The sequence below is a fragment of the Exiguobacterium sp. s91 genome (assembly GCF_018618915.1).
Taxonomy (GTDB): Bacteria; Bacillota; Bacilli; order Exiguobacteriales; family Exiguobacteriaceae; genus Exiguobacterium_A; species Exiguobacterium_A abrahamii.
In genome coordinates, this window is record NZ_JACSMZ010000001.1 from 508636 (window position 1) to 521391 (window position 12756).

Below are 12756 nucleotides of genomic sequence, written 5' to 3' on the forward strand. Positions count from 1 at the left end.
ATACATAATGGGAAAAAAAGAATATTGATTCGTTGTAAAAAACAATAAACTTCCTGAAAAATAAATTTTGATATAATTAGAACCATATGAGTAATGTAGAGGGGGATGGAGGACGATGGATATCTTACTAGCACGTCAACCCATCGTTGACCGAATCGGAGCAGTTGATGCATTCGAGTTACTGTATCGTTCCGTCAAACAAATGAATGTATTCGACGGTGATCTAGCGACAATGGATGTTTTAACGAATACACTCGTTCATATGGGTGTAGAGCATGTCGCTGAAGGTAAAAAACTTTTCGTCAACTTTACAGCGGATCTCTTGAAAAGTGATCTGATTCACTATTTAGATCCAAAACGGTTCGTTATCGAAATTTTAGAAACTGTTGATATCGATACAGAGATGTTATCTGTGTTGCACAGTTGGAAAGAAGCAGGTTTTACACTAGCACTCGATGATTTTGTGACCGATTTACTTCGTCAACATGGAACAGAATTATTCGCGCTAATTGATTTAATTAAAATCGACATCGAGGCGATTTCTCCTCGCGAGCAAAGTGCGATCCTGCATATCGTCCGGCGTAATTATCCCCACATCAAGATGCTTGCCGAACGAGTCGAGACACATGAAGATCACACACGTTGTCTTGAAATGGGATATGACTGGTTCCAAGGCTATTTTTATGCTAAGCCGATGTTGATGAAGGGAAAAGCTGTCCCTCCTCAATTGCCGGTATTGCTGAAGATGCTAAAATGGCTCGATACGGATGAAAAATACGATGAAGTCATTGATGAGATTGAAGCAAATCCGTATATCAGCATTCAAGTACTGCAACTGATCAATTCTCCAGGAATGGGATTACGAAATACAGTCAGCTCTGTTCGTCAAGCCATTTCACTACTTGGCTTCTCGCAACTCAAAAGCTGGATTTCGTTAATCGTCTTGCGTGAGATGAAGCTTGCTAGTCCTTACGAATGGTCAAATGAGTTACTCCGGTCTTCTTTACATTGTGCTAAGCTTTGCGAGCTATTTGCAAAAGAAACACGCACGTTGAAGTCAGAGAGTGCCTATATGATCGGATTGCTGTCACATATTGATGCGTTATTGTCTGTGGATATCGACGACATCATCGGTCAATTACCAATCGAAGATTCTTTGAAGGTTGTCCTACAAGGAAAAGATCATCCATTCCGGGATTGTTTAGTGCTTGTGATCAGTGCAGATCGCGGTGATTTTGATCAGTTCGAACTACTCAGTCAACGTTTAGGTGTCTCACTTCCACGAGCCTATGCGCTACTAGCAGAAAGTCAGGAATGGCTTAAACAAAAAGAAACACATCTTCAAGAAAGAACGGATTCTATCCTATAAAAAAAGAGCCCGAAGGCTCTTTTTTTATAGGCGTGGACCAGCTGACTTGATCGCATCCGTCGCACTTTCGAAGCGAAGGAAATTATGTTGGAATTTCTCAGCAAGCGAACGCGCTTGTGTGTCGTATTCGTCTGGATTCGACCACACACGTACTGGATTGAGTAACTCGCTTGGAACACCTGGAACTTCCAGTGGCATGTGAAGTCCGAAAATCGGATGTTCTTCTGTTGGAATCGTTGCAAGTGTACCGTTGACGGCAGCGTTGACCATCGTCCGTGTATAGGATAGCTTCATGCGGCTACCTGTTCCGTAAGCACCACCTGTCCAACCTGTGTTGACGAGATAAACAGTGACACCGTGACGATCAATCAATTCGCCCAGCATCGTCGCATATTTTTCTGGCATTAGTGGAAGGAACGGTGAACCAAAGCATGTCGAGAACGTTGCTTCCGGTTCCGTGACACCACGCTCTGTTCCAGCGAGTTTTGATGTGTACCCTGATAGGAAGTGGTACATCGCTTGTTCTTTCGTCAATTTACTGATCGGAGGCAAAACACCGTACGCATCAGCCGTCAAGAAGACGATCGTCTTCGGATGACCAGCACGTGACGGAACAGCGATATTATCAATCGCTGTGATCGGATAAGCAGCACGCGTATTTTCCGTCAACGATGTGTCATCGTAATCAGGGTGACGGGCTTCGTCGAGCACGACGTTTTCAAGGACGGTTCCGAAACGGATCGCGTCAAAGATTTGCGGTTCTTTTTCACGCGATAAGTTAACGGTCTTTGCATAACATCCACCTTCGATGTTGAAGACACCGTCGTGCGACCAACCATGCTCATCGTCGCCGATCAATTGACGGCTATCGTCTGCTGAGAGGGTGGTCTTACCAGTACCGGATAGACCGAAGAACAAGGCGACGTCGCCTTCGTGTCCGACGTTTGCCGAGCAGTGCATCGAAAGGACATTTTCTTGTGGCAAGAGATAGTTCATGACGGAAAAGATTGATTTTTTGATTTCTCCCGCGTATTCCGTTCCACCGATCAAGACGATCCGGTGTTCGAACGACATCGCGATGAACGTCTCAGAGTTCGTTCCGTCAACGGCAGGATCTGCTTTGAAATGTGGCGCATAGACGACCGTGAACGGTTCGAAGGCAGCCACTTCAGGATACTCGCGTAAAAAAAGTTGTTTGGCAAACAGGTTATGCCAAGCGTATTGTGTGAGCACACGGACCGGAAGGGTGAAGTGCGTATCTGCTCCAGCAGCAGCTTCTGTGTAGTAGAGCTGATCGGCTTCGTTCATGTAACGAAGAACCTTTTGCAACAATTGTTCAAATTTGTCTCCATCCATTGGTTGGTTGACATGACCCCAATCAATGTGAGACTCGCAGGAAGAATCACGGACGATGAACTTATCTTTTGGTGAACGACCTGTAAATTTCCCCGTTTCTACAGATAATGCGCCGTTCTCAGCAAGGACACCTTCTTCGTTTCGAATCGCATGTTCGACAAGTTCAGCAACAGATAGTTGTTTGAACACATGCTCTTTCTTGAGTAGTTCTTCGATATTCAGGACCGTCATCGGCATCCTGACCCCACCTTTCCCCTACGTTGGTTTTGGCTCACTGTATTTAGTATGACACATTTATTATATATGACATACTAAAGAGAGAGCAATCATTTTCTGGTGCTGATTTCTATTTATCTGGAAACGCTTTCAGCATTAACAGTTTAACATCTCTTTCAAAAAGTTTCGACTAGAATTTGAAACCTTGCTTGACAGAGTAGGTACAACTTTATATCATGTAATTCGTAACGGATACTCTTATTCTGAGCAGGTGGAGGGAACAAGGCCCGAAGAAACCCGGCAACCGTCCTACATTAATTCACATATTAATGAGGGAAAAGGTGCTCTCCTGAAGCGAAGTAAACACTTCGAACGATAAGAGGGTAAAGGAAGAACGCACAACCTTTCCCTGACCATTTTTTGGACTTGGAAAGGTTTTTTTCATTTTACCGTCCCACTCAACTAGGGGAAATGAGTACACCGTCAAATTCTTTTTTGGGAGGGTCATACATGACAAACCTTAATCGCCGACTATTCACGTCGGAGTCAGTCACTGAAGGTCATCCAGATAAAATCTGTGACCAAATTTCGGATTCAATTCTTGATGCAATCCTCGCAGCGGATCCAAACGCGCGTGTTGCGGCAGAAACTTCTGTTACAACAGGTCTCGTTCTCGTTGCAGGTGAGATCACGACATCGACTTACGTCGACATTCCAAAAGTCGTCCGTGAAACGATTCGTGAAATCGGTTATACACGCGCGAAATACGGTTTCGACGCTGACACGTGTGCTGTATTGACATCAATCGATGAGCAATCAGCAGACATCGCTCTTGGTGTCGACCAAGCGCTTGAAGCACGTGAAGGTAGCATGTCTGATGCAGAAATCGATGCAATCGGTGCAGGAGACCAAGGTCTCATGTTCGGTTACGCAACGAAAGAAACACCAGAACTCATGCCACTTCCAATCTCGCTCTCACACCGTCTCGCACGCCGTTTGGCAGAAGTGCGTAAAAACGGTCAACTCGACTACCTTCGTCCAGACGGAAAAACACAAGTCACGGTCGAATACAACGAGAACAACGAGCCAGTTCGTGTCGATACGATCGTCATCTCGACACAACATGCAGAAGAAGTCACGCTTGAGCAAATCCAAGCTGACTTGAAAGAACACGTCATCACACCGGTTATCCCGGCTGAATACATCGACGCAGCAACGAAATTCTTCATCAACCCAACTGGTCGTTTCGTCATTGGCGGACCACAAGGAGATGCTGGATTAACTGGTCGTAAGATCATCGTTGATACGTATGGTGGATACGCACGCCACGGCGGTGGAGCATTCTCAGGTAAAGATCCAACAAAAGTCGACCGTTCAGCTGCATACGCAGCACGTTACGTCGCGAAGAACCTCGTTGCTGCAGGTCTTGCAGACAAAGCAGAAGTTCAACTCGCGTACGCAATCGGTGTCGCGCACCCAGTATCAATCGCGGTTGATACATTCGGTACAGGAAAACTTCCTGAAGCGCAACTCGTCGAATTGGTTGCTGAAAACTTCGATCTTCGTCCGGCTGGAATCATCAACATGCTTGATCTCCGTCGTCCGATCTATCGTCAAACAGCTGCATACGGTCACTTCGGTCGTACAGATGTTGAGCTTCCATGGGAGCAAACAGATAAAGCAGCAGTTCTTGAAGAACAAGCAAAACGTTTCGCATAATCAAAAAGTCCGAAAACCCTACGCGGGTTTTCGGACTTTTTTGTTTCCGTGGAACTTTGCAGGAAACGAATGTTTTTTCTAGAAGAGGGTAAAAGTACATGAGTCGATTCGTATGAATACAAAGGGGGGTTCCGATTATGGAAATACGCGAAGCTATTCCAGCTGATGCAGGACGTATTCATGACATTGCCGTCACATCTTGGTTGGATACGTATGCAGAAATCTATTCCGAACGTTCGAAAGCGCATTTCGTGCAGGAGGCGTATCCGCAAGAAGAAGTCGTTCGTGCGATCCGGACGGCGGAAGAAGCACGGGGAGAGTATTTTTATGTCGGAATCATCGATGAGGAAATCGTCGGTTTCATTCATGCTGTTGATGTTGAGGGAACGTGGGAGATCATTCGTCTGTACGTCTTGCCGAAATATCAGCAAAACGGAATCGGACGACGGCTGATCCGTGAACTCGAACGACAAGGAGCCGTCCCACTCGAAGTATACGTGGAGGCACGTAACTATAAAGCACGTCAGTTCTTAACCTCATTCGGTTTTGAAGAACTCAGTGAGATGACGGAAGAAGTCTTTGGGCAAGTAGAATCTGTCATTCGTCTTCGCCATGTCGCCTCATGAAATCCGTCTTGGGACGGTTTCGTGTGCGTTTGAAATAAGGTATCGTAAAAAGGAAGTATGAAGTGAAGAGGTGAGTTTGTGGTTGAACAACCAACAGGAATCATCGTATTAGTTTATCCGTTACAACTGCGTGCCCGTCCGAGTGAAGCCTTGATTCGGGTACTCGAACGAGAGTATGAAGTATTACTTGTCGACGCACCACGTCGCATCTCGTTTGAAGAGCATGGTCAACTGTTAAAAGAAGCATTACGTGAAGCCGGGAAACGCAAGCTACCGATTCATATCGTCGCCTGTAGCATGGGCGCACTCGTCGTCAATCGTCTGTTGCAAGAATATGAATTACCGGTCGCAAGCCTTGCGTTCATTTCACCGTTATTTGATTGGCATCCTTCGAAACAACTCGGAGGCGTCAAACAAGTCTTCGCGAGTGCATTTGATCGTTTCCGGCCCGATGCGCCACTCGGTACGTTGCCGTTTGGTCAAAGTACGGAAGATACCGTTCGCATCGGTGAACTGACCTATGCACAGTACCGGGAAATCGAAGAAGAGATCGTCGTACATGACGAGGAACGAAAAAAACTGCCGCGTGTGAACTTGGCTTGTTTTTATGCACCAGACGATCAGTTCGCAGACGTCAAGTTGACGCTTGAAGTATGCCGGAAAATGGGTGGCGATCAGATTTACTTACAACGTCTACACGGTTTTCCGCATTTTAGTTTCGAACGGTTGAACACTCGGTTTGCAGAAAAATTAATGTTGTTCTTTAAGCTTGTTGAAGAATGAAATAATAAAAGTGATGCCTCTAAAAAAGGGCATCACTTTTTTGTGTCCCATCATCCGCGTACTTTTTTCTCGATCGCGATGATGAACGGGGGATGATTTTGTTGATTCAAGAAACGGTACTGGAGAACGGCATAATCTTGCTGATCAAGGGCTGTGACGTAATCGAGGACAGCGTCGCGTTCACGTTTTCCTTCCAGGTGACCGTGATAGACGACGAGGACGACAAGACCGCCGGGAGCGAGGACCGGGAGGAGGGCATCGAGTGCTTCGAGCGTCTCTTCTCCTGTCGTCGTGATTGATTTGTCGCTTCCAGGCAGGTAGCCGAGATTGAAGACACCGGCGCGGACAGGACGTTGTTCGTCCGAAAGACGGGCACCGACATGGATGTGGCTTTCATGATAAAGGTCGACGCGTGCTAACATTCCGGCTTCGTCGAGACGTCGCGTCGATTCCTCGATGGCTTGTGCCTGGACGTCGAACGCAAGGACTCGACCTTCTGGACCGACGCGTTCTGCTAAAAACTGTGTATCATGTCCATTTCCGGCAGTCATATCGACGACGCAGTCTCCGGGTTCGATAACGGACTCGAGTAATTGTTTCGTATAAGGTAGTACACGGGCAAGTGACATGGCATAGACTCCTGTTCCTATGGTCTGTTTTTCTAGTAATGGTTCAGTATGTGCAAGATTCTTTCTGCATTATATCATTTTTTGATTCGTTGACGAAAAGCGAAGTGGCTTGACAGTTAGGGGACGGATTGCGTAAAGTGGCAAGGTTGAGAATGAAATAGGAGGACCACAGGTATGCCAAAATTACCAAAAGCGGTCTGGATCCTCGTCCTTGCGATGGCCATCAATACGACGGGATCCTCTTTTTTATGGCCGTTTAATACATTATATATTCATGAATATTTAGGAGAGTCGATGACAAAAGCAGGGATGGCGTTGTTCGTCAACTCGGCCTTAGCAATCGTCGGAAACTACTTAGGTGGAAAAGCGTTTGACCGTCTCGGTGGCAAGAAGACGCTTGTCATCAGTGTCATCGGACTTGTCCTGTCTTCCGTCGGCTTGTTGCTGTTTCATCAGACGTACCTCGGATACGTCGCGATGCTTGGATTGATTGGATTCGTCGGTGGGATGGTTTTTCCGACGATCTACGCGATGACGGGTGTCATCTGGCCGGAAGGCGGGCGCCGTGCCTTTAATGCGATCTATGTCGCACAAAACGTCGGTGTAGCGCTCGGGACAGCAGTCAGTGGTCAAATCGCTGCCTTTTCGATTCAGTACATCTTCATCGCCAATCTCGTCCTCTACATCGCCTTTGCCATCATTTTGTTCGTTGGTTTGTCCTGGATTCAGGCACCGGCGCGGATGCATGCGGCGCATGACGAGATCGAAACGACACGCACACCCCTTGCACGCGGTGCGGCACGGACGATGTTGCTCGTCTCGATTGGTTATGCCTTACTTTGGTTCGTTTATGTGCAATGGCAAGGAACCTTTGCCGTACACACGAAATCGCTCGGTGTCACGATTTCCGAGTACTCGATTCTTTGGACGATCAACGGAGCACTCATCGTGTTCGCACAACCTTTACTAACACCAATTCTTCGTTGGTTTGGAGATGACTTAAAGCGACAATTGATGACCGGTACAGGAATCTTCCTCTTGTCTTATCTGATCGTTCCGTTCGCAGGCGGCTTCAAGATGTTCCTCGTCGCGATGATCATCCTGACGATTGGTGAGATGTTCATCTGGCCAGCAGTTCCTGCTATGGCAGCGAGACTCGCGCCGATCGGAAAAGAAGGAGAATTCCAAGGGTACGTCAATATTGCTGCTTCAGCGGGGCGGATGATCAGTCCGACCGTTGGAGGGTTGATCTACGATGTATCAGGTATGTCAGCGGTCTTCTTGACATTAATTGGATTGATTCTGTTAGCGGGCGTCGTCTTCCTTCGTGCTATTCCAAAAATCACATCATGAGCATCATCTGTAAGACAGCGGACATTATGACCGCTGTCTTTTGTTACGTCATTCGTTCGAAAATCATAAAATAAACATTTAATAATATGGAATATTTCGGCAAAGAAACGGGTACTTTCTAATCAAGAACTTGAAAAAGAAAGGTCATATGAACGTTGCTTCTTTTTGACTGGAGGTGCACGAATGGAAAGGTGTCAATTCATCACAGATGCCGCAACTTGGACGACACACGTACAGCAACAACCTCTTGATATCTTCTACAGTCACCAATATGTCACGCTCAACGCTAGACCGTCTGAGCAAGCGGTGCTATTCCGTTATGAAGGTGATGCAGGAACACTGTTCTATCCCTTTTTGAAGCGCCGAATTTTTGATACGCCTTATTCAGATCTCATCACGCCGTATGGCTATGGTGGACCGGAAATCATCGGTCAACTGACTGCGACTGAAATGCAGCATGCACGTCTATTGTTTGAAAGGTGGGCAAAGCGAGAAGCGATTGTCTCGGAAATGATTCGCTTTAATCCATTGACGGGTAATGAACGCTTCATGCGGGATTGGACGAAAGTCTCCTTCATCCGTCATACGACGAGTATCGATTTACGCCCTTCAATAGAAGACATCATGCAGACATTTCATAAGAAGACGAGAAGTATGATTCGCAAATCGCTTGCCTCTCCTTTAACCGTTAGAACAGGAACACGAGACGACCTACCTGTCTTTGTAGCGTTGTATCATGAAACGATGGACCGGAAGAATGCTTCGGCTCATTACTATTTTACGGACAGTTATTTTGAACAATTATTTGAAGCAAATCCACTCTGTGAGCCATTGTTACTGATTGCGGAAATCGACGGAGAACCTGTTGGTGGATACTTCGTATTGCTCGGAAAAGAATATGCCCACGGTCATTTGATTGGGTGTAAGCGGGACGAAGCGAAGATGTTCCCGAATCAGCGACTCGAGTACGAAGCGATTCTTCAGACGAAAGCACGCGGTCTCGTCGAACAACATCTCGGGGGTGGATATCAAGAACGGGATAGTCTCTTTGAGAGTAAATGCCGTTACACCGGGTATCGTTTATTTGAGTATCATCAAGGAAAATCCATTCTTCAACCAGCCATATACGATCAGTTATGTGTACGATACGGGTCAGATGCTGATTCGGATTATTTTCCAGCTTACCGACAAACCAGTGTCCAAATGGCGACAAGTTAAACAGTAACTAAATGAAGAAGGCGAAACGACTACATCGTGTAGTCGTTTTTTTGATATGCTGAAATCATGATAGATCATTAAGGGGGATGTGTCTTGAAAAAACGAGGTCTTATTTTTGATATGGATGGGGTCATTTTAGATAGTGAAATTCGCTACTTCGAGGTCCATCAGCAGATGTTCAAAACGTTATCGATTCCGCTCGATCCAGTTCAGTATGCGACGTTCATGGGAAAAACAGGTGATGAGATGTGGGAAGAGCTTGTCGCCCAGCATCAGCTAAAAGAAACAGCTAGTGCGTTACTAGAAGAAGAACATCGGTTGTTTCAAATTCATGCAAAACCGGAGGAATGTGGTTTAAAAGAGGGAGTCAAACAAGTCATCGAGCAAGCGGCGTCTCTTGGTTACGATATCGGGATTGCCTCCTCGAGTTCGCTTCAAAAAATCGAACGCGTCATCCGTCATTATGAGCTTCCAATCACGCATTACGTCAGTGGAGAAGAAGTCGTGCGTTCAAAGCCTGATCCTGCGATTTTTCATCTTGCAGCATCACGAATCGGGCACGCGCCTGAAGATTGTCTCGTCATTGAAGACGCTGCAAACGGGATGATCGGCGCAAAAGCAGCAGGCATGGAAGTGATTGCGCTTCTCGATGATCGGATGCCGATGCAACGTCTAGAACAAGCGGATCATGTAGCACGATCGCATGCAGAAATCGAGGAAATTTTACGGAAGCGTTGACGCTTGAGGAAGAAACAGATTACACTAGGAAAAGATAGTCAATTGCATGGAACTGAAGTAGTAGGGGAAAGGTGCCGTCAAGAGAGCTGGTGGAAGGTGCGAACCAGTCGGTAACAACCGTGAACTCGTCAGGGAGCACGATTCGTGAAGTCGTAGTAGCGAATCCGGTCTTTCACACCGTTATCCGTGAATCAAGCGGTCTGTCATAGACAGACAACGTGGGTGGTACCGCGGAAGCCAAACCGGTCTTTCGTCCCTATTCCTAGGGGCGGAGGACCGGTTTTTTTAGATTAGAGGAGGAAAAGACATGCCGTACAATCATCGCGAAATCGAACCAAAATGGCAGGCGCGTTGGGATCAAGACAACGCCTTCGTCACGACAGAAGATCCAGAAAAAGAAGGGTTTTATGCCCTTGATATGTTCCCGTATCCGTCAGGTGCCGGTCTCCACGTCGGTCACCCGGAAGGCTACACAGCAACGGATATCCTCGCACGGATGAAACGGATGCAAGGATACAACGTCTTGCACCCGATGGGATGGGATGCGTTCGGATTACCAGCAGAACAATACGCCCTCGATACAGGGAATGACCCACGTGAATTCACAGCGAAAAACATCGAGACGTTCAAGCGTCAGTTGAAAGAACTTGGATTCTCCTATGACTGGGATCGTGAAATCAACACGACAGATCCGAAGTACTACAAATGGACACAGTGGATCTTTACGAAGTTGTATGAAAAAGGACTTGCGTTCGTGGACGAAGTCGCGGTCAACTGGTGCCCAGCACTCGGAACCGTTCTTGCGAATGAAGAAGTCATCGACGGATTATCTGAACGCGGAAATCATCCGGTCGTGCGTGTCCCGATGCGTCAATGGGTCTTGAAAATCACGGAATATGCGGATCGTCTTCTTGAAGATCTCGATGACCTCGATTGGCCGGATTCTGTCAAAGAGATGCAACGGAACTGGATCGGGAAATCAGAAGGTGCTGAGATCGATTTCACGATTGATGGACACAAAAAACAAGTCACGGTCTTTACGACACGCCCGGACACAATCTTCGGTGCGACGTACCTCGTGCTTGCGCCGGAGCATCCATTCGTAGCTGACATCACGACAGCGGATCACAAGGAAGCCGTCGATACGTACATTTCGCAAGTCCAAACGAAGTCGGACCTCGAGCGGACGGATTTAGCGAAGGAAAAAACAGGCGTCTTCACGGGTGCTTTCGCCGTCAATCCAATCTCAGGTGATCGTCTTCCAATCTGGATCGCTGATTATGTCCTTGCTTCGTACGGAACGGGTGCAATCATGGCGGTCCCAGGACACGATGAGCGCGATCATGAATTCGCGAAACAATTCGACTTGCCAATCGTTGAAGTCGTCGCGGGTGGAAACGTCGATGAAGCAGCCTATACAGGAGAGGGCGAACACGTCAACTCGCATATGCTTGATGGTCTTGGAAAACAAGAAGCAATCGAGACGATGATTGCTGAACTCGAAACGAATCAAGTCGGACGTAAGAAAATCACGTATCGTCTCCGCGACTGGTTGTTCAGTCGTCAACGGTATTGGGGCGAGCCGATTCCAGTCGTTCATATGGAAGATGGTTCGATGAAGACGCTCAGTCAAGAGGAATTACCGCTTGAACTTCCAATCATTCCGGAAATCAAACCGTCTGGTACAGGCGAATCACCACTTGCGCTTGCGGAAGACTGGTTGGATTATACGGATCCTGAAACAGGAATGAAAGGGCGTCGCGAGACGAATACGATGCCACAATGGGGCGGAAGCTGCTGGTATTATCTCCGTTTCATCGATCCGCACAATGAAGAGGCGATCGCGGATCCAGAAAAATTAAAATACTGGCTTCCAGTCGATATTTACATCGGTGGTGCGGAACACGCCGTTCTCCACTTGTTGTATGCGCGCTTCTGGCATAAAGTCTTGTATGATGCAGGCGTCGTACCAACAAAAGAACCATTCCAGAAGTTGTACAACCAAGGGATGATTCTTGGAGAGAACAATGAGAAGATGTCGAAATCACGCGGTAACGTCATCAATCCGGATGAAATCGTCAAATCGCATGGTGCGGATACATTACGCTTGTACGAAATGTTCATGGGACCACTCGATGCATCAGTTGCCTGGTCGGAGAACGGTCTTGACGGGGCGCGTCGTTTCCTCGATCGTGTCTGGCGCTTGTTCGAACGGACAGCAGACATTCAGGACGTTACAGAAGTCGATGCTGACTTCGAGCGGACGTACCACCAGACGGTCAAGAAGGTCACGGAAGACTTCGCGAACATCCAGTTCAACACCGGAATTTCGCAACTCATGGTCTTCGTCAACGAAGCAAACAAACAGCCGGTTCTTCCGCGTCACTTCCTTCGTGGATTCATCCAATTGTTAACGCCAGTCGCACCACACCTTGGTGAAGAACTCTGGGAACAACTTGGATTTGAAGAGACATTGACGTATGCAGCATGGCCAACATTCGATGAATCGAAACTCGTCAGCGATACGATGGAATTCGTCATTCAAGTGAACGGAAAGGTTCGCTCGAAAATCGAAATCAACATCGATGCGACAAAAGAAGAAATCGAAGCACTTGCCTTTGCTGATGAAAAGACACAAGAATGGATCGGCGACAAAACAGTTCGTAAAGTCATCGTCGTACCGAAAAAATTAATCAATATCGTGGCAAACTAAGCCATAGCCCCTTTCATTCGTTTGATGCGAATGGAG

General features: G+C 47.1%; 10 protein-coding genes, 1 riboswitch and 1 other annotated feature. Of the genes, 8 read left to right on the forward strand and 2 right to left on the reverse strand.

Annotated elements, in window-relative coordinates; genetic code table 11:
• The first annotated feature begins 115 nt into the window (after positions 1 to 115).
• Positions 116 to 1369, forward strand: coding sequence for an EAL and HDOD domain-containing protein (locus KNQ06_RS02550; protein ID WP_149427742.1), 1254 nt, complete (start codon positions 116 to 118; stop codon positions 1367 to 1369).
• A gap of 24 nt (positions 1370 to 1393) precedes the next feature.
• Here KNQ06_RS02550 and pckA read toward each other — a convergent pair whose 3' ends face one another.
• The gene (gene pckA, locus KNQ06_RS02555; RefSeq protein ID WP_195864591.1) at positions 1394 to 2962 is read right to left on the reverse strand and encodes a phosphoenolpyruvate carboxykinase (ATP); all 1569 of its coding nucleotides are present in this window, start codon (positions 2960 to 2962) and stop codon (positions 1394 to 1396) included.
• Between the two features lie 234 nt (positions 2963 to 3196).
• Positions 3197 to 3323, forward strand: a riboswitch (SAM riboswitch).
• 128 nt (positions 3324 to 3451) lie between these two features.
• Between pckA and metK the strand changes: the two genes are divergently transcribed.
• From metK to KNQ06_RS02570, 3 genes are all read left to right on the forward strand, one after another.
• Positions 3452 to 4660, forward strand: a complete 1209-nt coding sequence (gene metK / locus KNQ06_RS02560) for a methionine adenosyltransferase (protein WP_023469108.1) — start codon at positions 3452 to 3454, stop codon at positions 4658 to 4660.
• Between the two features lie 137 nt (positions 4661 to 4797).
• A complete protein-coding gene (locus KNQ06_RS02565; protein WP_023469107.1) occupies positions 4798 to 5286 on the forward strand; it encodes a GNAT family N-acetyltransferase in 489 nt (162 codons plus the stop codon).
• Between the two features lie 78 nt (positions 5287 to 5364).
• The gene (locus KNQ06_RS02570) at positions 5365 to 6069 is read left to right on the forward strand and encodes a serine aminopeptidase domain-containing protein (RefSeq protein ID WP_035396459.1); all 705 of its coding nucleotides are present in this window, start codon (positions 5365 to 5367) and stop codon (positions 6067 to 6069) included.
• A gap of 50 nt (positions 6070 to 6119) precedes the next feature.
• On the opposite strand, the gene mnmM is transcribed toward KNQ06_RS02570, so the two are convergent.
• On the reverse strand, positions 6120 to 6719 hold the full coding sequence (mnmM, locus tag KNQ06_RS02575) for a tRNA 5-(aminomethyl)-2-thiouridylate-methyltransferase MnmM (protein ID WP_255343803.1): 600 nt from the start codon (positions 6717 to 6719) through the stop codon (positions 6120 to 6122).
• A gap of 153 nt (positions 6720 to 6872) precedes the next feature.
• Between mnmM and KNQ06_RS02580 the strand changes: the two genes are divergently transcribed.
• From KNQ06_RS02580 to leuS, 4 genes are all read left to right on the forward strand, one after another.
• Positions 6873 to 8051, forward strand: a complete 1179-nt coding sequence (locus KNQ06_RS02580; RefSeq protein WP_064299476.1) for an MDR family MFS transporter — start codon at positions 6873 to 6875, stop codon at positions 8049 to 8051.
• A 183-nt stretch (positions 8052 to 8234) separates the two neighbouring features.
• Positions 8235 to 9269 carry a peptidoglycan bridge formation glycyltransferase FemA/FemB family protein gene (locus KNQ06_RS02585; RefSeq protein ID WP_214771170.1) on the forward strand — a complete coding sequence of 345 codons (1035 nt, stop codon included), beginning with the start codon at positions 8235 to 8237 and terminating at the stop codon, positions 9267 to 9269.
• Between the two features lie 93 nt (positions 9270 to 9362).
• Positions 9363 to 10007 carry an HAD family hydrolase gene (locus tag KNQ06_RS02590; RefSeq protein WP_214805300.1) on the forward strand — a complete coding sequence of 215 codons (645 nt, stop codon included), beginning with the start codon at positions 9363 to 9365 and terminating at the stop codon, positions 10005 to 10007.
• A gap of 38 nt (positions 10008 to 10045) precedes the next feature.
• Positions 10046 to 10268: a binding site (T-box leader), on the forward strand.
• Positions 10269 to 10314: 46 nt separating this feature from the next.
• Complete coding sequence (leuS, locus tag KNQ06_RS02595) at positions 10315 to 12720, forward strand: leucine--tRNA ligase (protein ID WP_029342384.1); 2406 nt, start codon at positions 10315 to 10317, stop codon at positions 12718 to 12720.
• Positions 12721 to 12756: the final 36 nt, after the last annotated feature.